Source organism: Gemmatimonadota bacterium (genome assembly GCA_016720805.1).
In the GTDB taxonomy this organism is placed as follows: Bacteria; Gemmatimonadota; Gemmatimonadetes; order Gemmatimonadales; family GWC2-71-9; genus Palsa-1233.
Map to the genome: position 1 here is coordinate 258,618 of JADKJZ010000001.1, position 20,735 is coordinate 279,352.

At 68.1% G+C, this 20,735-nt stretch carries 18 protein-coding genes; 10 read left to right on the forward strand and 8 right to left on the reverse strand.

Annotated features, from left to right (window positions below; all coding sequences use genetic code 11):
* Window positions 1-107 precede the first annotated feature (107 nt).
* Window positions 108-344, forward strand: coding sequence for a helix-turn-helix transcriptional regulator (locus IPP98_01225; protein MBL0177733.1), 237 nt, complete (start codon window positions 108-110; stop codon window positions 342-344).
* 9 nt (window positions 345-353) lie between these two features.
* Here IPP98_01225 and IPP98_01230 read toward each other — a convergent pair whose 3' ends face one another.
* The 5 genes from IPP98_01230 to IPP98_01250 all read right to left on the reverse strand — a co-directional run bounded on the left by IPP98_01230 (window position 354) and on the right by IPP98_01250 (window position 5,973).
* Window positions 354-1,376 carry a family 10 glycosylhydrolase gene (locus IPP98_01230; protein MBL0177734.1) on the reverse strand — a complete coding sequence of 341 codons (1,023 nt, stop codon included), beginning with the start codon at window positions 1,374-1,376 and terminating at the stop codon, window positions 354-356.
* Between the two features lie 69 nt (window positions 1,377-1,445).
* A complete protein-coding gene (locus tag IPP98_01235; GenBank protein MBL0177735.1) occupies window positions 1,446-2,252 on the reverse strand; it encodes a carbohydrate-binding family 9-like protein in 807 nt (268 codons plus the stop codon).
* Window positions 2,253-2,261: 9 nt separating this feature from the next.
* On the reverse strand, window positions 2,262-3,632 hold the full coding sequence (locus IPP98_01240) for a TIGR01777 family protein (protein MBL0177736.1): 1,371 nt from the start codon (window positions 3,630-3,632) through the stop codon (window positions 2,262-2,264).
* The gene (locus IPP98_01245; protein MBL0177737.1) at window positions 3,629-4,723 is read right to left on the reverse strand and encodes a CBS domain-containing protein; all 1,095 of its coding nucleotides are present in this window, start codon (window positions 4,721-4,723) and stop codon (window positions 3,629-3,631) included. The genes IPP98_01240 and IPP98_01245 overlap by 4 nt, the downstream gene beginning before the upstream one ends.
* Entirely contained in the window at window positions 4,723-5,973 is a 1,251-nt protein-coding gene (locus IPP98_01250) for an FAD-dependent oxidoreductase (GenBank protein ID MBL0177738.1), read from the reverse strand. The genes IPP98_01245 and IPP98_01250 overlap by 1 nt, the downstream gene beginning before the upstream one ends.
* A 179-nt stretch (window positions 5,974-6,152) precedes the next feature.
* Here IPP98_01250 and speA point away from each other — a divergent pair, with 179 nt between their 5' ends.
* On the forward strand, window positions 6,153-8,099 hold the full coding sequence (speA, locus tag IPP98_01255) for a biosynthetic arginine decarboxylase (protein ID MBL0177739.1): 1,947 nt from the start codon (window positions 6,153-6,155) through the stop codon (window positions 8,097-8,099).
* A gap of 147 nt (window positions 8,100-8,246) precedes the next feature.
* Here speA and IPP98_01260 read toward each other — a convergent pair whose 3' ends face one another.
* The gene (locus IPP98_01260) at window positions 8,247-9,533 is read right to left on the reverse strand and encodes a citrate synthase (protein ID MBL0177740.1); all 1,287 of its coding nucleotides are present in this window, start codon (window positions 9,531-9,533) and stop codon (window positions 8,247-8,249) included.
* A gap of 110 nt (window positions 9,534-9,643) precedes the next feature.
* Here IPP98_01260 and IPP98_01265 point away from each other — a divergent pair, with 110 nt between their 5' ends.
* The 7 genes from IPP98_01265 to msrB all read left to right on the forward strand — a co-directional run bounded on the left by IPP98_01265 (window position 9,644) and on the right by msrB (window position 17,888).
* Window positions 9,644-10,546, forward strand: a complete 903-nt coding sequence (locus IPP98_01265; protein ID MBL0177741.1) for an ADP-ribosylglycohydrolase family protein — start codon at window positions 9,644-9,646, stop codon at window positions 10,544-10,546.
* Window positions 10,547-10,835: 289 nt separating this feature from the next.
* Window positions 10,836-11,609 (forward strand): hypothetical protein, encoded by a 774-nt coding sequence (locus tag IPP98_01270; protein MBL0177742.1) that lies wholly within the window; start codon window positions 10,836-10,838, stop codon window positions 11,607-11,609.
* Window positions 11,596-12,375 (forward strand): hypothetical protein, encoded by a 780-nt coding sequence (locus tag IPP98_01275; GenBank protein ID MBL0177743.1) that lies wholly within the window; start codon window positions 11,596-11,598, stop codon window positions 12,373-12,375. The genes IPP98_01270 and IPP98_01275 overlap by 14 nt, the downstream gene beginning before the upstream one ends.
* Window positions 12,376-12,438: 63 nt before the next feature.
* On the forward strand, window positions 12,439-14,412 hold the full coding sequence (locus IPP98_01280; GenBank protein MBL0177744.1) for a hypothetical protein: 1,974 nt from the start codon (window positions 12,439-12,441) through the stop codon (window positions 14,410-14,412).
* Window positions 14,409-15,911, forward strand: a complete 1,503-nt coding sequence (locus IPP98_01285; GenBank protein ID MBL0177745.1) for a hypothetical protein — start codon at window positions 14,409-14,411, stop codon at window positions 15,909-15,911. Before IPP98_01280 ends, IPP98_01285 begins: the two co-directional genes overlap by 4 nt.
* Complete coding sequence (locus tag IPP98_01290) at window positions 15,908-17,365, forward strand: cytochrome c3 family protein (GenBank protein MBL0177746.1); 1,458 nt, start codon at window positions 15,908-15,910, stop codon at window positions 17,363-17,365. Before IPP98_01285 ends, IPP98_01290 begins: the two co-directional genes overlap by 4 nt.
* A gap of 130 nt (window positions 17,366-17,495) precedes the next feature.
* On the forward strand, window positions 17,496-17,888 hold the full coding sequence (msrB, locus tag IPP98_01295; protein ID MBL0177747.1) for a peptide-methionine (R)-S-oxide reductase MsrB: 393 nt from the start codon (window positions 17,496-17,498) through the stop codon (window positions 17,886-17,888).
* A gap of 15 nt (window positions 17,889-17,903) precedes the next feature.
* Here msrB and IPP98_01300 read toward each other — a convergent pair whose 3' ends face one another.
* The gene (locus IPP98_01300; GenBank protein MBL0177748.1) at window positions 17,904-18,971 is read right to left on the reverse strand and encodes a hypothetical protein; all 1,068 of its coding nucleotides are present in this window, start codon (window positions 18,969-18,971) and stop codon (window positions 17,904-17,906) included.
* Between the two features lie 205 nt (window positions 18,972-19,176).
* On the opposite strand from IPP98_01300, the gene IPP98_01305 reads away from it, so the two are divergent.
* Entirely contained in the window at window positions 19,177-19,842 is a 666-nt protein-coding gene (locus tag IPP98_01305) for a hypothetical protein (protein MBL0177749.1), read from the forward strand.
* Between the two features lie 120 nt (window positions 19,843-19,962).
* On the opposite strand, the gene IPP98_01310 is transcribed toward IPP98_01305, so the two are convergent.
* On the reverse strand, window positions 19,963-20,616 hold the full coding sequence (locus IPP98_01310) for a hypothetical protein (protein MBL0177750.1): 654 nt from the start codon (window positions 20,614-20,616) through the stop codon (window positions 19,963-19,965).
* Window positions 20,617-20,735: the final 119 nt, after the last annotated feature.

Consider the following 20,735-nt stretch of genomic DNA (forward strand, 5'->3'; position numbering starts at 1 on the left):
TGCGAGATGTAATTAACGCGAACGGGAAGTATTGCCATGTGTAATTACTTGTAGTATTATTGAGCCTCGGTATTACTACGGCCGCTCCCCGCCTCCTGGTACCTGTCATGCTCCGCTTCCGCCTCGCCGCGGTTCTCAAGAAGAAGGGCTGGACGCCGTACCGCCTGGCGCAGGTCACGGGACTCTCCGCCCCGACCGCCTATCGTCTGGCCGATCCGGACCAGCAATTCGGCCGCTTCACGGCCGACACCCTGGACCGGCTCTGCGAAGCGCTCGACGTCCAACCCGGTGAACTGCTGGAGTGGGTCCCCGATCAGCGGAAGAAGACTCGCGCCCCGAAGTAGGCATCGCCCTCAGGCACCGGCACGCAATTCGGTCCGCACCACCGCCAGGTGGGCATCCGTCAGCCCCCCCATCTCGAACATCGACACCCCGCTTGCGCCGCCCTCCCGGGCGGATCGAATCGCGCGTCCCAACGCCTCCGGCGGCAGGTCAGGCAGGTAGACGCCGGCGATCAACGGGGTCGCCTTCGGCAGCGCCGCCACCCCCTCGGCGGCACCCGTGCCGATCCACTCCACCGGTTCCCGGTAGAAGGAGTGGTAGAGCATCGGGAAGACCAGGTCGAGCGGCCACCGATCCCATTCCTGCCGCACCAGCGTTCGCGCAATCGTCGGGGTGGGGAAGACTGCTGCGGAGATCGCCTTCCCGCGCGCATGCGTGGCGCGGGCAATCACCTCCACGGTCTCCGTCACCATCCGCCAGCGGAAGCGGCGCCAGTCGACGTCGGCCGCGGGGTCCTTCAGACCCATCGGGTCGCGGCCGCTCTCCTTCTCGAATCGCGCGCGACACGCCTCGCAGTAGCAGAAGTCATAGGGCGCCATCTCGTGGTCCTGCACCAGGTGATACTGCTCCCAGAGATTGCGCGGGAGGATCACATCCGGGTGGCGGATGTAGTCGAGGTGGACCGCATCGACACCGGGAATTGCCGCGATGCGCTCCATCGTGCCGGCCACGTAGTCCCGCACCTCGGGGCGCGTCGGACAGAGCCACTGGTAGTAGCCGACATACGGCGGCGACGTCAGCGAACTCTTCCCCTCGCGGCTGACCGAGAACCACTCCGGGTGGGCCTCCTTCACGGTCTTGTCGCCGCTGCGGTTCATCGTCCAGCTCCACGCGTGGAGCACCAGCCCCTCGGCGTGGGCGGCCTCGACGTGCATCGCGAGGTCGCCTCCGCTCACCAGCACGCCGGAGATCCCCGCGGCGCGCAGCCGCGCATAGCGCGCGCGCCAGCCGGCGAGGTCGACGGCCCCGCCGCCGTGGACCCACGTCCAGGCGGAAAAGGAGGCGGCGCGCTCGCGTGACGTGACGAACGGCATCGTGCGCGATGCCACGAGGCCGGCACCGACGGTGGCGAGGAAGGAGCGGCGATCAGTCATCGGCGTGTCTCACGGCGTGCGTGTTGGCGGGAGGAACTCGACGAATCCCCAGCGTTCGGGGACGTGCATGTTGATGAGCCCCTGCGGGGACCAGACCCAGTTGTGTTCGGGGAGCCGCTTCCCGTCAGTGCCGAGCCGCGGGGCATACCGACCGTCGCGCGTGTCGAGGTCCCATTCGACGCGGGAGAAGTTGATGCGCCACTGGCTCCCCGGCGCGGGAGGGACCACCGTACGCCCGCCATCGGCGAACGCCGCCCACGGCACCGCCATCTCGACCGACCAGCCGCGGTCGCGATCGCGGGGATCGTTCAGCGTGCCGTCGAGATGCACCGCGCTCCGGAGGCCGGTGATGGTCCAGCCGTTGTCGGCCTTCCCGCCGACGCGGTACGGCTTGTCGAGGAAGAGATCCCAGACAGTGCCGAGCGCATTGATCTCGAACTCGAAATAGCGCAGCGTGTCCCCGTCCGGATCGATGAACCACTCGAAGTCGTGGTCGTGGAAGATCACGGCATCGCGCGTCGTCAACGTGGCCCAGAGGTCGGGCTCCTCGAGGTCCGCAGCGATGTAGAGGTGGCCGCGATCCCAGGCGATCTTCATCCGCGTGCGCCAGGTCGGCGCTGGCCTGGCGGCGCCCTCGATGTCGACGAAGACGTCGCTCCAGGGGACTCCCCGCCAGACGGCATCGTCGAGCCGCCCGTCGATGATCGGGGCCGATGCCAGGAAGGGCGCCGCATACCGGCGCGGTGGATCCTGCCCCGCCACGACGGCCGGTGCGACGGTGGCAAGGAACAGGAGGGTCCAGCATGAATGAGCCATCGGGGCGCCTCAGCGTCCGAGCAGGTGTCGCAGTGCCGCGTCGAGTGTCGGATAGCGGAAGCGGTAGCCGGTCGCCTCGAGGACGCCAGGCACGACATGGGCGCTCCCGAGCAGCGCGGCATCCGCCATCTCGCCGAAGAGAAGCTTGAGCGCGGCGGCAGGCACGGGCAAGAAGGCCGGCCGGCCGAGGACGTGCCCGAGGGTGTGGGCAAAGTCGCGATTGCGGACCGCACCAGGCGCCACCGTGTTCACGGCGCCGCGAATCGCCTCGTGGGCCAGCAGGTGGTGCAGCGCGCCAAGCACGTCATCGAGCGCGATCCAGCTCATCCATTGCTGACCGCCACCGAGTGGGCCGTTGAGGCCGAGCCGCGCCACCGGCAACATCTTGGCGAGGGCACCGCCCTCGGGCGTGAGGATGATGCCGAAGCGCGGATGGACCACCCGAATGCCGGCCTCGGTCGCTGGTGCGGCCGCTGCTTCCCACGCGGTGCCCAGGTCACCCAGAAAATCGTGGCCGAGGCTGCTCGCTTCTGTCAGCACCTCCTCGCCACGATCGCCGTAGATCCCGATGGCGGAGACCGACACCAGTGTGCGCGGTGGGCGCGCGAGCCCGGCCAGTGTCCGTGCCAACAGCGCGGTGGGTCCCACGCGACTGTGTCGGAGTGCCTCCTTCCGCACTGCGGTCCACCGGGCCGCGGCGATGTTCTCGCCCGCGAGATGAATCACCGCGTCGAGCCCCTCAAAGTCCGCGGCGCGGATGACGCCTGCCTCGGGATCCCATTGGATCCCTCCTGGCAGTGCCCGGCGCGACACCGGGACGACGGTGTGGCCCTGTGCGGTGAGGAATGGAGTCAGTGCCGTGCCCACCATTCCCGTGGCGCCGGTGATGGCAATCCGCATCGGCGTGAGTGGGGTGGTCATCTGTTGCTCCAGGTCGTGGCGGGTGACGTCGTGACGGTAGCGGAACATCCGGTCGAGTTGGCGGGCAAGCAGCGGTGCACCAAGAGCGCGGCCGAGCGACCCGCCGGGCAGCGTGGCCGTGATGGTGTCGTCGAGCAGGGCGCCACCGGCGTGATCGCCGAATCGGTGCTCGTGACGCCAGGCCGCAAATGGCCCGCGCACCTGCACGTCGTCGAAGCCGATTCCAGGCCGCACCGCCTCGTGGCGAAGCGCCCACCGCAGGGCGATCGGGCCACGACGAACGCCCACGGTCACCTGCAGGCCGTCCTCGAGCACGTCGCCGCTCCGGGCGAGGACTTCCACCTGCTCCCACGGCGGCCGCAATCGCTCGAACGCGCCCGGTGCCGCATGCCATCGCCAGAGTGCGGCGGCCGTGGTGGCGATCGGTGTCCGCCGCTCCAGCACCAGCGGCCGGCTCACGACGGGGTCGGTGAGGCGCCGGCGCGCAGCTGGCGGACCAGCAGGACGTCGGTGACATGCTCCCGCGTGATCAGGCCGACGAAGCGCCCATCGCCATCAATCACCGGCAAGGCCTCGCGACCGGAGGCGAAGAGTTGTTGCGCCGCCGCGAGCAACGGCGCGTCCACCTGCACCACCTGGTCATCGCGCGGCGGCAGCATCGCCGAGGACACAGCGGCATCGACCCCGTGGACGGCGATGCCGTGCAGCACGTCCTCGCGGGTCAGCACACCGAGCAACTCGCCCGCGGGCGACGTCACGGGGAAGGCCGTTTGCTGCCCGTGGGCAAAGAGGGCCACGACGTCCTGCAACCGTCGGTGCGGCGCGAGGACGCGGACGTCGGTGGTCGTCAGCTGCGCCGCGGTGTGCTCGCTGCTCAGGTGGCGCTGCTGCACCATCTGCAGCTCGGCCTGCGCCCCGAGGAAGACGAAGAGCGCAATCAGCAACAGCATCGGGGCACCGTTGAAGCCCAGCACGGCGAAGCCGACCGCCACCACCTGACCGACGCGTGCGGCGATGCGCGTGCCGCGCACCAGGCCGAGCCGACTGGCCAGCAGCGCGCGCAGCACGCGGCCGCCATCCATCGGGAAGGCCGGGATCAGGTTGAACACCAGCAGGATCAGGTTGGTCCAGCAGAGCGATTCGAGCAACGGGAGGTTGCTGAAGTCCTGCGGCAGCGCGAATCCGGTCCGGAGCCCGATGGCGACGCCGGTGAGGAGGACGATCACCAGGGTGACAGCGGGCCCTGCGAGCGCAATCACCAATTCCTCGCGCGGCCGGTCGGGGAGGTTGGCAATGCGCGCCACTCCGCCGATCGGGGTCAGGAGGACGTCGGGCGTCCCGATGCCGTAGTGACGGGCAGCGAAGATGTGCCCGAACTCGTGCAGCAGGACGGAGAGAAAGAGCAGCACCAGAAAGGCGAGTTCATCGGCGGCCCCAGCGGCCCCGGCGTCGCGCCATCCCTCGAAGGCGTACCAGGCCAGCAGCAGGACGAGCGTGGCATGCACGCGCACGCGGGTTTCGCCCACGCGACCGAGGCTGATGGACCACATCACGCCGCTCCGCGGTCGCGCAGCAGCGCCTCGGCCGCGCGGCGGCCGGAGTGCAGTGCACCGTGCAGCGAGGCGGTCTCGCGATGGTCACCGGCGACGTACCGACCAGCGCCGAGCCGCACCGGCCGGGCGACGGGGTCGAGGTCGTCGGGCAGTTGATCCGGTTGGGCATACCGGATCCGATGCACTCGCAGCAGGCGCCATGTCGCCACCGAGGCGCCGAACCAGGTGGCCGCCTGTTGTCGGACCGCGCGCTCCAGTGCCTCGTCCCCCTCCGGGTGATCGTCGATCACGGCGATCGTCACCAGTGACTGGCTGGCCGGGGCCACTCCTGCAGACAGCTCGCTCATGACGACCAGGGAATTGATCGGACCACGTCCCTCGCCATTCAGCAGGAGGTCGCGACCGGACCATGGCGCCGTCGGCGCCGCGAACGCCAGCGAGATGGCGGAACGCGGCCGGGCCGGGGCAGGGAGCCCGAGCAGGGTGGCGGCAGTGTCTCCTTCGGTGGCAATGATCATGTCGGAGGCGGGGACGAGTTGGCCGTCGTCGAGCCGCACGCCGCCTTCCCCGAGCGCCACGACGCGCCGGTGCAGCTGCACGGTGCCAGGCGGCAGCGGCGCGGCCAGTTGCGCGGGGATGGCGCCCATGCCGAGTGCCGGGACTGCCGTGTCGCCTTGCGCCATCATCCGCATCACGAAGTCGAGCATGCGGCTCGAGGTGGCGAGGTCGCGACCGAGGAAGATCCCGCCCAGCCATGGTTCGAGGAAGGCGGTGGTGAAGTCCGCCGAAAAACCGAAGGCCTCGAGGGCGGTGCGCGTCGATGTCGCGGGGCGCGCAAAGAGCTCGTCGAGCGAACCCTCGAGGGCACGCTGGCGCAGCCGCAGCACCGCCGCCTTGTCACGCCAGGAGCCGAGCCCGTCGAGCAAGGAGGCCACGGCGGGTGCTGGGCGGCGGAAGGGATCGGCGAGTCGATGCCATGCGTCGCCCGCCCGCACGACCGCACCGGGCTCGAAGGCGCGGAGGTCGAGCGCAGCGTAGTCGAGGACCGCTCGGCATTCGGGATAGGCCGTCAGCACGACCTGGAAGCCGCGGTCCACCAGGAAGCCGTCGACCGCGTCGGTGCGGACGCGGCCGCCGACGCCGTCGCTGGCCTCGAGCAGCGTACATGGCACGCCGGCCAACGTCAGTCGACGCGCGGCGGCGAGCCCGGCGAGTCCGGCACCGACGATCACCACGGGGGCCGTCATCCGACCGATTCCCCCCGGGACCGGCTCCGCCCCTCCGCTCTCCCCGATCGTGCCATGCTGCCTCCTGGTGGACCTCGTACCCGGGATACCCCGCCCGGGGAGCGGTGGTCCGCTATCCCGTGCCGCCCGCGCCCGTTAGCTTTGTCGCCCCGAGTGTCCGATCACCCTTGGAGTCGCCGATGTCTGTACACCGCGCCCCGTACGTCCTCCCCGCCAACGCCGATCCGTCGCGCTGGACCGTTGCGGACGCCGAGAAGTTGTACAATGTGGCGGGCTGGGGCCTCGGCTATTTCCGGGTGAACGAGGAAGGCCACGTGACGGTGCACCCGGACCGGGCGCCGGAGCACGGGATCGACCTCTACCAGATCGCGACCGACCTGAACGCGCAGGGGGTCGGGTTGCCCCTCCTCCTGCGCTTCTCCGACATCCTGCAGTCGCGGATCGCCGAATTGGCCGATCGCTTCAGCGGGGCGATCGAGGAGTTCGGCTACGAGGGAAGCTACACCACGGTCTACCCGATCAAGGTCAACCAGCAGCGTCACGTGGTGCAGGAGATCGTCGAGTTCGGCACGCCGCACGGCGTCGGACTCGAGTGCGGATCGAAGCCGGAACTGATGGCGGTGCTCGGCCTGCACGAGTCCACGTCGCATCTGGTGATCTGCAACGGCTACAAGGACGAGGAGTTCATGCGCCTCGCCCTCATCGGGCAGCAGCTGGGGCATCGGGTGATCATCGTGCTCGAGCAGCTCACGGAGCTCGACGTGCTGCTGAAGGTTGCCGCCGAGATGGGCGTCGAGCCGACCGTCGGCGTGCGGATCAAGTTGGCCACCGAGGGGTCGGGCCGCTGGGCCAAGAGCGGCGGCGAGAAGTCGAAGTTCGGGCTCTCCGCCGTCGAACTGGTCCGGCTGCTCGACATCCTCACGGCGGCCGGGAAGCAGCACCTGCTCAAGCTGGTGCACTTCCATCTTGGTTCGCAGATCACCGACATCCGCTTCGTGAAGGCCGGGCTGGCCGAAGTCGGCCGCTATTACGTCGAGCTGCGGAAGATGGGCTTCGACATCACCCACGTCGACGTCGGCGGTGGGCTGGGTGTGGACTACGACGGCTCGCACTCCACCCGGCCGGCGTCGATGAACTACACCATGCGGGAGTACGCCAACGACGTGGTGTACACCATCGGCGGGATCTGCCGCGACGAGGAGGTGCCGATGCCGCACCTCATCTCCGAGTCCGGCCGCGCCATCACCGCGCACCATTCGCTCCTGCTCATCAACGTGATCGACTGCGAATCGCAGTTCGCACCGCGGCCCGTCACGCTGGGCGAGGATGCCCAGCAGCTGCTGCTCGACATGCAGGAGAATCTCGAGTCGCTCACGCACGACCGGGTCGAGGAGGCGTTCCACGACGCGCTCTTCGCCAAGGAGCGCGCGCAGGAGTACTTCGCGACCGGCGTCTACACCCTGCGCGAGCGCGCCGACGCCGAGCAGCTCTACCTGACCACGCTGAATGCGCTGGCCGGGGCGATCGGCGACGACCGCGCCTCCTACCCCGAAATTGCGGCGCATCTCGAGACGACGCTCGTCGACCGCTACTTCTGCAACTTCTCGATCTTCCAGTCGGTCCCGGACAACTGGGCCATCGACCAGCTCTTCCCGATCATGCCGATCCACCGGCTCGGCGAGATGCCGGAGCGCCGCGGCACCATCCAGGACGTGACCTGCGACTCGGATGGCGTGATCGACCGCTTCACGGGCGGGCGCAAGGGGAAGCCGTCGCTGGAACTCCACCCCTGGCGCGAAGGGGAGCCGTACATTCTGGGCATCTTCCTCACCGGTGCCTACCAGGAGATCCTCGGCGACCTGCACAACCTCTTCGGCGACACCAACGCGGTGCACGTGCGGCTCAAGGAGCACGGCTACGAAATCACCGACCTCGTCCATGGCGACACCGTGACCGAGGTGCTGACCTACGTCCAGTTCCATGCCTCCGACCTGCTGGCCACCTTCCGCCGCAAGGTGGCCCGCGCCTCGACGCTCAAGCGGCAGGAGGCCAATGCCTACATTGCCGACTACGTCGCCGGGCTGGAGGGGTATACGTATCTGGAGGGGGAGTTGGCGGAGGAGTAGCGACAGCAGGATGATGGATGATGGATGATGGATGATGGATGATGGATGATGGATAACCAACGCCCCGAACTGCGAGAATCACATCGCGGTTCGGGGCTTCATCCATCATCCATCATCCATCATCCATCATCCATCATCCCACCGGTTCTACTTCCGCATCACCAACGGCACGAACTCCCGCTCATCGGGGCCCGTATAGATCTGCCGCGGCCGCGCGATCTTCTGCTCCTTGTCGGTGATCATCTCTTCCCACTGCGCCAGCCAGCCCGGCAGGCGGCCGAGCGCGAAGAGCACCGTGAAGTAGTCGGTCGGGTAGCCCATCGCCTGGTAGATCAGGCCCGAGTAGAAGTCGACGTTCGGGTAGAGCTTGCGGTCGATGAAGTACTTGTCCTCGAGCGCGATCCTCTCGAGTTCGAGGGCGATCTCGAGCTTCGGGTTGAGGCCGGTCTGCTGGAAGACGTCGTAGGCCACCTGCTTGATCAGCTTGGCGCGCGGGTCATACGACTTGTACACGCGGTGGCCGAAGCCCATGAGGCGATCACCGCCGTTCTTGACGGCTTCGATGAACGCCGGGATGCGGTCCTTGGTGCCGATCTCGTCGAGCATCCGGAGCACGGCCTCGTTGGCGCCGCCGTGCAGCGGGCCGTAGAGGGCGGCGATGCCCGCGGAGACCGCCGAGAACGGGTCGACCCCCGAAGAGCCCACGGCGCGCACCGCCGACGTCGAACAGTTCTGCTCGTGGTCGGCATGCAGGATCAGCAGGATCTCGAGGGCGCGCTGCAGCACCGGATTGGGCTCATGCTTGCCGCCGATGCTGAACGTCATGTTCACGAAGTTGCCGATGTAATCGAGGTCGTTCCGCGGGAACTCGTACGGGAGCCCGCGCGCATGGCGGAAGCAGAACGAGGCGATTGTCGGCAGCTTCGCCATCAGGCGAACCTTCTGGATGTAGCGGTTGCGCGGGTCGTGAATGTCCTTGGCATCGGGGTAGAACGTCGACAGCGCCCCGACCGCCCCCAGCAGCATCCCCATCGGGTGCGCGTCGTAGCGGAACCCTTCCAGGAACTTGATGATGTTGGTGTGGACGTAGGTGTGGAAGCGGATGTCGTGCTCCCAGCCAGCCAGCTGCTCGTGGGTCGGCAGCTCCCCCGCACTCAGGAGGTAGGCCACTTCCAGGAACGAGGCCTGCCCGGCGATCTGCTCGATCGGGTAGCCGCGGTAGCGGAGGATCCCCTTGTCGCCGTCGATGAAGGTGATCGCGCTGCGACAGGCGGCCGTGTTCATGAACGCCGGATCGTAGGTCATCAGGCCGAAGTCGTCGGCATTGACCTTGATCTGGCGGAGCGCGGTCGCGTGAATGGTCTCGTCGGTCACCGGAACTTCGTACTGCTTTCCGGTGCGATTGTCGGTAATGGTGAGGGTGTCGCTGGCCACCGAGGTCCTCTCTGTGTCGAGAGTGTTGCGCAGGATGCTGCGGGCGTCCCGGAAGATAAGGCCCCCGGCCCCCCGGTGCGCCGGGGCGGGGGAGGCGCTTTCTTTGCGGCATGACGACGCCCCCTGCCTCCCCAGCGCTCGACGCCGATGCCCGCCGCACCGGCTTTCTGGTGGGCGCCGTTGTCGGCGCTCGGCTCGCCGCCCGGACCACCAGGTGCCTCGGCCCGGATGCCGTCCGTGCGGCGCTGGCCGAGCAGGGCGTCATGCCGCTGGCGCCACCCCCCGGCCGCCGGCCCGCGGACGTCGCGCTGGGCGACGGCCTGCTGGAGGAATTCCTCGAGGGCGGGGTCGACCTCCGCCGACTCAGTGGGCGCTATCTCGCCTGGTGGCGGGAAGATGGCTTCGAGGCTGGCCCCCTCCTCGAAGCCGCGCTCGCGCAGATGGCCGAATTCGACGCACCCACCGCCACGCTCCCTGCCGCCGGAACCGCCCCGCTGGTTGCCGCGCTGCCTGCCGCGCTTGCCTCGGCGACACCCGCCACGATGGTGTCTGGCGCGTTTCATGTGGCGCGCCTCCTCGATCCGTCGGAGAGCGCAGCGCTCGCCGCCGTGGCGCTGGTCGTGACCGCGTCGCGCCTCCTCGACGGTCAGCGCGACGTCATCCCCGACGTGTTGGCGTTGTTGCGCAGCAATCGCGCGTCGGCGGAGATGCTCGAGGCGGTGCGTGCGGTGCCGCGTGATCCACGGCGCGCGCCGCCGGTGCCGACCGGCGAGGAACCCGACCCCACCACCACGCTCGCCTGGCTGCTCTGGCAGCTCCACCATCGCTCTCGCGGGGTGGAGGCGCTCACCGAGATGGTGCAGCGCGGCGGCATGAGTCCCCTCGTCGGCTCGCTCTTCGGAGCGATCGTCGGCGCGCGAGACGGCATTCGCGACTGGCCCGCGGCGTGGATCAGCAACGCAGGCGAGGACGTCCGCCTGCGGGAGTCCATCGCACGACGGATGCGTGGGTGATCTTCCGGTAATCCCGACTAAAAACATCCCCGTATTTTCCCGTATTTCCGAGCGTTGCAGTCGCACTTGAATGTGCGATCTCATCTGGCGCGCGCCGTGAATTCCTACTAGACTGATGCTGTCCACCGGATGGAAACGTTCACCGGAAGGAAGTATCAACGTGGCATTGCAGTTCCGTAGTTTCCCTGATCACACTGACTCGAGCGTCGCGATTGCCGACGACCGCAGTCGCCGCTCGACGCGTTCCCTCACACGCTTCATCAGTTCGTTCCTTCATCGGGAGGTCCCGATGTCCCTCGTGTTTCGTTCAGTCGCCCGTGTCGCCTTTCTCGCCCTCGTTGCGGCGGGATGCACGACCACGGAGATCGTCTATCGCGATCGTGAGCCGTTCAACGCGCCGCCCGATGCGGCGAGCGGATTGCTCGGCTATTACAAGGTCTCCACCAAGCAGACCACCTGCGGCAACTGCCACGTCGGGCACCAGTCGCGCTGGGTCCAGACCAAGCACGCGCTGGCGCACAAGACGCTGAAGGACCTCAACACGGCGCCGACGGCGACGTGCTGGGGCTGCCACACCGTCAACGAACGCGGCAACAAGCTGACGACGGCGGCGGGGTGGAGCGTCAAGACCGACTCTGCGTACCAGGATGTGCAGTGCGAGGCGTGCCACGGTCCCGGCAGCGCCCACGTACAGAATCCTGAGGTACGCGCCACCTGGCCGCTCGCCCGCCTGACGATGACGGTGGACGGTGCGTCGTGTGCCTCGTGCCACAGCGGCACCCACCACCCGTTCGCGGATGAGTGGAAGCTGAGCGCCCACAACAAGGTCTCCACCACCTCGACCTGCGCCACCGCCTGCCACAACGGAAAGACGGTGTTGACGGCCTGGGGGGCGACGACCGCGAACTACGTGGAGCGCGATTCGACCGGTGCGGCACCGATCACCTGTGCCGTCTGCCACGATCCGCACGGTTCGGCGAACAATGCGATGCTCCGGTTCCCGATCGACGACGGCCGACCGCGAGCAGAACCTCTGCATGAAGTGCCACATGCGCCGCGGTGAGCCCGCGCCGGGAAGCAGCACGCCGCATGCGCCGCAGGGCTTCGTCCTGCTCGGCAACGGTGGCTATCGGCCGGCCGGGGTCTCGATCGACACGAACATCGCGTTGACGACCCACGCGAGCAGTGCCAACCCGCGCCTCTGCGCCGGCTGCCACGTGAACCGGTGGAACATCACCGATGCGACGAGCGGCAACTTCGTCTTCAATTCGACGGGTCACCTCTTCAAGGCGATCCCGTGCGTCACCGGCGGCAAGCCGGTCGCGGACACCACCTGCGCCTACACCCCGCCGGCCCGGTCCTTCAAGACCTGCGTGAGTGCTGGCTGTCACGCCTCGGAAGCGATCGCCGCCGGCCGGCTCTCGCTGGCCCGGAGCGAAATCGAAACGCTTGCCGCGCAGATCTGGACCGACCTGAACGGCAACAAGACCATCGATGCCGCGCCGACCGATGGTGGCTACCTCGCGATCATCAAGCGTGACCGACCGGCGGAGCTGACCAACGCCACCGTCGTCACGCCGGCGCGCGGCGCCGAGTTCAACGTGAAGACCTTCGGTGAGGCGCGCTACGGCAACGGCGATCGCTCGAAGGGCGTCCACAATCCGTTCCTGGCCCGTGCCCTCCTGGGCGCCAGCATCAACGAACTCCGCACCGCGTACGCGCTGCCGGCCCCGCCGGCGCCTGTGAGCATCCTGGTGGAGCAGTCGTTGCAGGCCGCGGGGGTTCGTCAGCCCGCATACCTCTCCACTCGGCACGTCACCGGGGAGTGAGCTTCCCCACGATTTTCGCTCCAGAATCCCCCCGGTGCCGACACTGGCGCCGTGGGGGATTCGGTGCGTGCCGTCGGCGACACCCTCGGGGCCGCCGTCGGCATCCTGCGTGACACCCTTACCCCGCCGCCGCTCCCGGGCGGCGTGGCCGAGACGGTCCGCTTCCTCATGTCGGTGCCGCAGTGGGTGCAGATCGGTGGCGCCGTGCTCGGGGGGCTGGTCGCGCTCGCGGTGGGGTATCTCCTCTGGCAGAAGCGCGACCGCGAAGTCGGCTGGTTGCGGACCCGCTCGCGCGAGATCCAGTTCACCCTCGCCGGGGGCGCCCTGATCGCGCTCTTCGTCGCGGGTTTCGCCGGCATCAAGAGCTGGAACTACATGCAGCATGACAACGGCTTCTGTACCGGCTGTCACGTCATGGAGAAGCCGTTCGCGCGCTTCCAGATCGGCGCCGGCAAGCACGACACGCTGCAGTGCCACAATTGTCACCAGCAGAGCATCTTCGCCAGCACGCGGCAGCTGGTGCTCTGGGTGGCCAACCGTCCGACCGAAATCGGCAAGCATGCCCCGGTGCCGAACTCTCGCTGCGAAGGGTGCCACTCGCTCGAAGGGCCGAAGACCAAGAAGTGGGAACACGTCCGCAACCTCGCGGGGCATCGCGTCCACTTCGACTCCGATTCCTTGCCGCTGAAGGACCTCCAATGCGTCACCTGCCACGGGCAGGAGGTGCACAAGTTCATCCCCTCGGCGCGCACCTGTCAGCAGTCGGGGTGCCACGAGAAGCAGGGGATCAAGCTCAACAAGATGACCGACCTCGCAGAGATCAACTGCGCGGTCTGCCACGCCTTCCGGAAGGACCTCCCGGCGCTCGCGAGCGACAGCGCGGCGCGGCAGGCGCTGGTGCCCGCCGTCGGGCAGTGCACCGCCTGCCATCAGATGAAGGCCCGGCTCCCGAATTACCGGGTCGAGCGCGATCCGCACAACGGCACCTGCGGCTCCTGCCACGATGTGCATGCGCACAAGACCCCGCAGGATGCGCGCGGCTCCTGCGTCAAGTGCCACGCCAACCTCGAGAAGAGCCCCTTCCACGCGGGGCCGAATCACAAGCGCGTGGCGACGCAGTGCCTCACCTGTCATGAGCCGCATGCGGCCTCCGTCGACGCCTCGGATTGCGTCGGCTGCCACACCCAGGCGCGGAAGCGGGGCAACTTCAAGCCGCCGCTCCCGTTTGACACCATGAGCGTCGTGCGGACGCGGGTCAGTGCGGTGCATGCGCCGGTCCTCACGGCACCCATCGAAGAACCCATGCCGCCGCGCGGGAAGGGCGACGTGCCGCCCGAGGAGGATCCGCCTCCCGGGCGCCCGGTCGCGTCCGCCGCCACCCTCGTTCCCTCCGCTCCCGCCGATTCGTTCCCCCACTCGCGTCACACGTCGCTGGCCTGCATCACCTGTCACACGCTGAGTGGGGCCGGCGGCAAGCTGGTCTTCGCCGTGCCGCGCGGCTGCGACCTCTGTCATCACCAGGCGCTCTATCGCGGCACGCTCGAGCCAAAGGCCTGCGCCGCCTGCCATACCACGGCCAAGATCGAGGGGCCGCGGGTCGCCGTGATGACGGTGCAGGGCTCCGAGCATCCCGCACGGACGCGCGAGGTGACCTTTGCGCACGGGCAGCACGCCGCCGCCGTGAAGTGTGTTGACTGCCATCGACCGCCCAACGCCATCCCCACCGACAGCGTGCGTCGCTGTCAGGGATGCCACGTGCAGCACCACACCGTCGGCCGGGATTGTGCCACCTGCCATGCCGCCGTCACATCGCAGGCAGCGGTGCGCGCCGTGCACGTGCGCCAGACGCACTCGGCATGCGACAAGTGCCACCGGGCCACGGTCATCACCGGCCTGGTCCCGAACCGCACCTTCTGCGTGACCTGCCACGAAGCGCAACGCAATCACCAGCCGACCGGGGAGTGCAGCACGTGTCACTTCCTGCAGTCGCCCGCGGAGTACCGTCTCCATCTGCTGACGGCGGGAGACGCCCAGTGACCGGCGGTCATCGGGCGATGCGGATCCTGGTTGCCTTCGCAACGCTGGGCGTTGTGCCCCTCACGGCACAGTCGTGGCGGCTGCGCTTCGACGCCGCCGCGCAGCGGGTCGCCATTCGGGCCATCACCCCCGACAGCATTACCGACGCGCAGGTGCAGACCGGGCCGACCGGTGGTCCGGTTTCTCCCGATGGCTTTGCGGTGACCTGCTTCAACGACGGCTATTGCCACTTCTTCCGTCCGGGCGAGGTGCGCCGCGGCGTGCCCGCGATGGCCTCGACCGACCTCACCCTGTGGGGCCTCGGCGTGACCGGCCTGCGGGTCCGCATGCACGCCCGGTACTACACTGATCTCGCCGGCGAACAGGCCTGGGCCGGCACCACGCCGCGGCTGCAGCTGACCGAGGGCTTCGCCGAGTACATCCGCAACGGGCTGACGGTGCAGGGCGGCCGGCTGCTCGATCAGGGGCGCCTCGGCAACGCGGGCCTCGGTGTACTCGACGGCGCGCGGGCCGCGCTGCGGTTCGACCGGGTGCCGATCGATGTCTCGCTCTACGGTGGCTGGGGGATGGCGCGCGGCACCGTGTTGCCGGTCACGTCGCCTGCGGTCAATCCGCTGCTCGACTACAACCCCGGCGTCCGCCAGATCGTCGCGGGGGGCAGTGTGGGCCTGCGCCTGCGCGATGTCGATGCGACGGTCGAGTATCGTCGCGAGATCGATCCGATCACCGACTACTTCGTCGCCGAGCGGGCCGGCATCTCGGCGCAGCTGCGTCCGTTCAAGCGCGTCTCGCTGGTCGGCGGCGCTGACTATGACATGGCGCTCGCCCAGCTCGGCACTGCGGAGGCGACGCTTGCGTACAGCGCGCCACGGCTGTGGGCGACCGTCGGGGCGCGCCACTATCGCCCCTACTTCGATCTGTGGACGGTCTGGGGTGCGTTCTCCCCGGTCCCGTACCGCGGCGTGAATGGCTCGCTCGCCCTGGGGGTCCTGAAGAACCTCCAGCTGCGAGGCCGTGGCGAGTGGTTCCGCTATGAACCCACCGAGGCGAGCACGCCGCAGGTGAATGCGAAGGAGAGCGGCTGGCGGGCCGGCGTCGAGGCCACGCTGACGCCCCGTCAACAGTGGGTGGTCACTGGCGGTGCACACACCGAACGACTCCCCGGCGCGAGCAGCGAGGGAGTCGATGCGCGCATCGCCTGGCATCCGCGGGATCCGATCACCCTCTCGATCGAAGGTGGTTCGCTGCAGCGTCCGCTCGAGTTTCGTTTCCAGGACGCCGGCTTGACCTGGTTCGGCGCCGCAGCCAGCTATCACGTCGCCGAGCGGTGGCAGGTGGGTGCCACGGTGGATCGGTACTGGGAGTCGCGCGATCGGCTCGACGCGGCCGCCTTCGACTGGAATCAGTGGCGCCTCGGACTGCGCGCCTCGATGACGCTCCGGTCCAGCGCCGATCGCTGGGCCCTGCCGCCGGCGCGCCCGGCCGGGAGAACACCATGATCCGTCGCATCAGCGGACTGGTGCTGCTGCTCGGCACGGTTGCGGGCATTGCCATCGGTGCGGCGCGCGCGCCGAGCGTCCCGGATCCGTTCGATCACGGCAAGCACGCCAAGCTGTTTGTCTCCTGCACGGCGTGCCATGTCGGCGCGGAACGTGCCGGGGTCAGCATCTTCCCGACGGCGGCACAATGTGCCACCTGTCATGACGGCACGGCGCAGCGCATCGTGGATTGGCAGCCTCGCGTCGGCCCGCCGATCACCCACCTGAATTTCAATCATCGCGTCCACCTCGAGCGGCGTCGGGCACGGCACGCCGACTCGTCGGGCACCTGTGTCGACTGCCATGCCACGGGCGGCGCCAAGTGGATGGATGTGCGCGGCCCGGACGCTCCCCAGTGCCTGAGCTGTCACAAGCTGGGCCGCGAGAATCACTTCTCGCTGCCCGACACCGCGTGCGCCACCTGCCACGTGGCTCTCTCGAAAGCGACCGGCCTGAGTCGCGAACGGGTGGGCCGCTTTCCACGGCCGGTGAGCCACGATGCGCCCAACTTCCAGTCGAAGGCCGGGCACGGGACGCTCGCCAAGAACACGGTGGGCACGCAGCGGGTCGCGTCGAGCTGTGCCACCTGTCACGTGCGCCCCTATTGCACCTACTGCCACGTGAATGCACCGGAGATTCCCGCCATCCAGGCGCTTGGCTTCTACAACGCCTCGGTGGCCTTGCCCCGGAAGTTCGACCAGCCCGCCACGCACCTGCGTGCCGACTTCGAGTCGCAACATGGCAAGCAGGCGGGCCATGGGGCACAGGCGTGCCAGACCTGCCACACGCGGGAGAGTTGCGCGGTCTGCCACGTGAACCAGTTGCCGGCCGCGGCACGCGGCCTCTATCCGGCGGGCCCCGGTCGCGGGGCCGGCGCGATGCCGAAGGCGAAGGCCCCGTTGACCCACACGCCGACATGGCCCACCAAGCATGGCACCGTCGCCGCGGCCACGATGCAGACGTGCGCGTCGTGTCACACGCGGCAGAGTTGTCTCACCTGCCACGTCCCGAACACAGCCAACCGCGGGCAGTATCATCCGGCCAGCTTCCTGACGCGGCATCCGGCCGATGCGTACTCCCGCGCGAGCTCCTGTGCCGAGTGCCACAATCAAGCGCAGTTCTGCCAGAGCTGTCACCAGCAGTCAGGGGTGGTCTCGCAGCGCGCGCTGCTGGGCGCTGGTGGGTATCACGATGGCAACCGCCAGTTCTTCGTCGGGCATGGTCAGGCGGCGCGCCAGTCGCTCGAGAGCTGTGCGTCGTGTCACGTCGAACGGGACTGCCTCACCTGCCACTCGGCGCAGAAGGGCCGCGGCTTCTCGCCGCACGGCCCCGGCTTCGACTCCGAACGGATGCTCCGCAAGAACCCGCAACTGTGCATGGCCTGCCACGGCACGGCGATCCCCCGGCGGCAATAGCGTCCAGGCAGGGCAGGGAACCAGAACGCAGCGATCGGCGTATGTTCCGGGAGTGAGACCTTCATCCCCGGAGCATGCCGTGTCGTTTCACAAGCCCACCGACGAAGAACTCCGCCGCCGCCTCAATCCGATGCAGTATCGGGTGACCCAGCACGAAGGGACCGAGCCGCCGTTCGAGAACGAATACTGGGACCGTCACGAGGATGGCATCTACGTCGATGTCGTCTCGGGCGAGCCACTCTTCTCGTCTCGCGACAAGTTCGACTCGGGGACGGGGTGGCCGTCGTTCACCAAGCCAATCAATCACGACGCCGTGGCGACTCGGACCGACCGCTCGCTGCCCTACATGACCCGCACCGAGGTCCGGTCCGCCCAGGCGGACTCCCACCTCGGTCACGTCTTTGACGATGGCCCCGGCCCCGAGGGGGTCCGCTTCTGCATGAACTCGGCGGCGCTGCGGTTCATTCCGGTGGCCGAGCTCGAGGCGCAGGGGTATGGGGAATGGTTGAAGTTGTTTCGCTGAGGCGCCGGCGGCGCGTCAGCGCCTGCCGACGCACCGGGAGACGGTGATGGCATCATCCTGGTCGGGCGTGGCGAGCCAGAGGGTGTCGCCTGACAGGTGGCGGATCGTGTGACGGCCGCTCAGGAGAAGGGTGTCACGCAACGATCCAGTGGCCGTGAGACGGAGCCAACGCTGGATCGGAGCGCCGGCCGGACTGCGGTTCAACCAGACCGCGCCGTTTGGATCGACGCGCATTGCCGTCACTCGGGGGAGCATTGCCGGCCGACGGACGACGCCAAGCACGGCCTCGCGGGTGACTCTCCCGCTGCTGGTGAAGTCTGCCAACTTCGCCTCCCACGTCCCGTCGTCAAGCGGAATGCCGGCGAGGGCGAACGTCGTGTCACGCTGCAGGACCCCGCGATCATCAACGCACCGGAGGCGGATGCGGTCGTCCTCGAGCGGCTCCACTCCGCACCACCGCTCGCCATTCGGGGAACCCGCGGCGACGGCCTGAGCCGAGAACGGCTGGGTGCTCAGGATCGAGCTGCCGTTGCCTATCGGAATCGTGATGCGCTCCTCGGAGGGTCCAGGGAAGTGGTAGAGCGAATCCGTCGCAGCCGCCACCGCGGTCATCCCCAACAATCCCCAGCCTCCCAGGCCGATGCCTTTGCTCCCTAGCGCCAAGGGGGCGGGCGTCCACGGCTGCTGGCCACTCAACTGGGTCCCGGACAGGTACTTCCCGTCGGCGGCGAAGAACTGCACGCGGCTGAGCTGAAGGTCGGTGGCCCACACGGAATCTCCACGCCAACCCATCGTGTAGATCATCTTGAATTCACCCGGACCGGCCCCGTTTCGTCCGAGCGGCCGGCTTTCCGCCAGGCCGCGCCCCACGCGGATTTCGGTGGCACCAAACTCCGTGGTCCACGCCATCACGCCGTTCGGCCCCGGGGCGAAGCCTTCGATCCGCCCGTCGTCGTCAGCGGACGGTTGCAGCACCGCTTCGCAGACCAGCGCCATCGTGTCGGCAACGGCGAGGCCGGTTGCCCGGTCGGGCGCTCCGCACGCGCCAAGGAAAAAGCAGGGAACCAGGGACAATCGGCGCATGATCGAACTCGGGGTGGGTGGACGGCGGGCAATATAGGGGACAGCCAGGCGTTGTTTCCGACGACCGCGTTCGGCCGACGGCACCGAGGCGACGCGACGCGATGCCGTAACGTTTTGAAACAATCGCCTCCCGCTTCCCGTTAGGTTCGCGTCCGGCACCCCGTTTCGGTGGGTGACCGGACGCTCGACCATTGAGGAGGTTGCCATGCTGGTACCGACCATTCGATTCCAAACGGCCCTGACGCGCGGGTCGTTCTTCTTTTCGCTCCTCCTGTCTGCCGCGCTTCCTGTCTCGGCCCAGCAGCTTTCCCTCGGTGCCGGCTACACCAAGATGGAAGGCCGGATCGGCGACTCCCAGTCGGATCACGGGATGATCGTTCGCCTCGGCGTCGACCTCGTCACTCGCCGGAACCTCACCTGGAGTCTCGAGGGGGGCGTGGAGCGGCTGAACGAAATCCACCGTCAGTCGACCACCGACTGCTTCCTCCCCGGCGGCGGAACTGGTCCGTGCCACTTCGACAGCCGCAACCGCGACACCGGCTGGTCGTTGGGGACCACGTTGCGGATGGCCCCTGCCGACGGGCCGGTGCGCCCGTACGCGCTGATCGGGCTCGGCTTTCTGACCGTTCGCGAGCATGACCGGCAACTGGTCACCGACGAGAATGGCGCCACGCTGCCTAACTTCACCTTCGACGCCAGCTTCAACGATCAGGCGCTGCAGGGTCACCTCGGGGCCGGCATCACCGCGCGTCCCGCCAGCTGGCCCGTGGCGCTCTACGCCGAAGGTCGGATGACGCGACTGATCCACAACTACTCAGGCGGGATCGTGGGGAACTGGAATCCGACGATTGTGGTGGGGCTCAGAAGGTAGGTTGGTGAACGGTGAACGGTGGTGAACGGTGAACGGTAAAACGTAAGACGTGAGACGTGCGCCCTGGCTGGGTACGTCTCACGTCTCACCTCTCAAGGCCTTAGTCTCACGTCTGATCCGTTACGGCGCCTTGACCAGATTCACCGTGGCCGAGCCGGTACGCACGCGCATGGTCGAGCCGGCGGCGGCGGGCCCCGTGAACGTCCCGCGCAGGTAGCTGTAGACACCGGCTGCGGGGTTGATCGCGGTGGCCGGGATCGTCGTCGTGGCCAGCACGCTGCTCCTGGCGGCCGGGGGAAGCGAATCGGTCAACCCGCTGCCTGCGCCAGCATTGGTGTATGTCAGGGTGGCCACCCAGAAGTCTGGCTGGGCAGTCGACGTCCAACTCACGGTAAGTGGCTGTCCGAACGTGATCGGCTGGTCCGCCACGGGCGCCGTCAACGTGGGCCCGTCAATGATGGTCGCGCGTCCCTCGACGACATCACCATCGTGTTCGACACGGAGCACCAAGTCCTGCCCGGTCATGAGTGGAGTGCCGATGTCGTAGGTGTAGCTGCCGGTTCCGCTCTGCGGCACGGTGACACCGTTGATCTTGACGACTGCATCCGTCAGTGGCGCGCCATCACGGCTGAGGGAGAAGTTCTGGAACCTGACCCCCATGTCGTTACCGACCACGAGGATTGGACCAGGGTCGCCGTTGCCGGTCGGGTCGTCGCTGCAAGCGGCCACGGCGGCGGACAGCAGGAGGGCAGTGAAGAGTGCAGTGCGGGCCATGAGGTACTCCGGGTCACAGGATGGGATCCGTCAGCGGTGGTGCTGAGGTTGATCGCGGATCGAGGTGTGCGCTTTGCGGCGCTCCAACGCGCCGACAGGAGGGGTGACGCCTCAGTTCG

Coding starts and splice junctions, on each gene's coding strand:
- IPP98_01225 (MBL0177733.1), top strand. CDS start 108: ATGCTCCGCTTCCGCCTCGCCGCGGTTCTCAAGAAGAAGGGCTGGACG.
- IPP98_01230 (MBL0177734.1), bottom strand. CDS start 1,376: ATGCCGTTCGTCACGTCACGCGAGCGCGCCGCCTCCTTTTCCGCCTGG.
- IPP98_01235 (MBL0177735.1), bottom strand. CDS start 2,252: ATGGCTCATTCATGCTGGACCCTCCTGTTCCTTGCCACCGTCGCACCG.
- IPP98_01245 (MBL0177737.1), bottom strand. CDS start 4,723: ATGTGGTCCATCAGCCTCGGTCGCGTGGGCGAAACCCGCGTGCGCGTG.
- IPP98_01250 (MBL0177738.1), bottom strand. CDS start 5,973: ATGACGGCCCCCGTGGTGATCGTCGGTGCCGGACTCGCCGGGCTCGCC.
- speA (MBL0177739.1), top strand. CDS start 6,153: ATGTCTGTACACCGCGCCCCGTACGTCCTCCCCGCCAACGCCGATCCG.
- IPP98_01265 (MBL0177741.1), top strand. CDS start 9,644: ATGACGACGCCCCCTGCCTCCCCAGCGCTCGACGCCGATGCCCGCCGC.
- IPP98_01270 (MBL0177742.1), top strand. CDS start 10,836: ATGTCCCTCGTGTTTCGTTCAGTCGCCCGTGTCGCCTTTCTCGCCCTC.
- IPP98_01275 (MBL0177743.1), top strand. CDS start 11,596: ATGCGCCGCGGTGAGCCCGCGCCGGGAAGCAGCACGCCGCATGCGCCG.
- IPP98_01290 (MBL0177746.1), top strand. CDS start 15,908: ATGATCCGTCGCATCAGCGGACTGGTGCTGCTGCTCGGCACGGTTGCG.
- msrB (MBL0177747.1), top strand. CDS start 17,496: ATGCAGTATCGGGTGACCCAGCACGAAGGGACCGAGCCGCCGTTCGAG.
- IPP98_01300 (MBL0177748.1), bottom strand. CDS start 18,971: ATGCGCCGATTGTCCCTGGTTCCCTGCTTTTTCCTTGGCGCGTGCGGA.
- IPP98_01305 (MBL0177749.1), top strand. CDS start 19,177: ATGCTGGTACCGACCATTCGATTCCAAACGGCCCTGACGCGCGGGTCG.
- IPP98_01310 (MBL0177750.1), bottom strand. CDS start 20,616: ATGGCCCGCACTGCACTCTTCACTGCCCTCCTGCTGTCCGCCGCCGTG.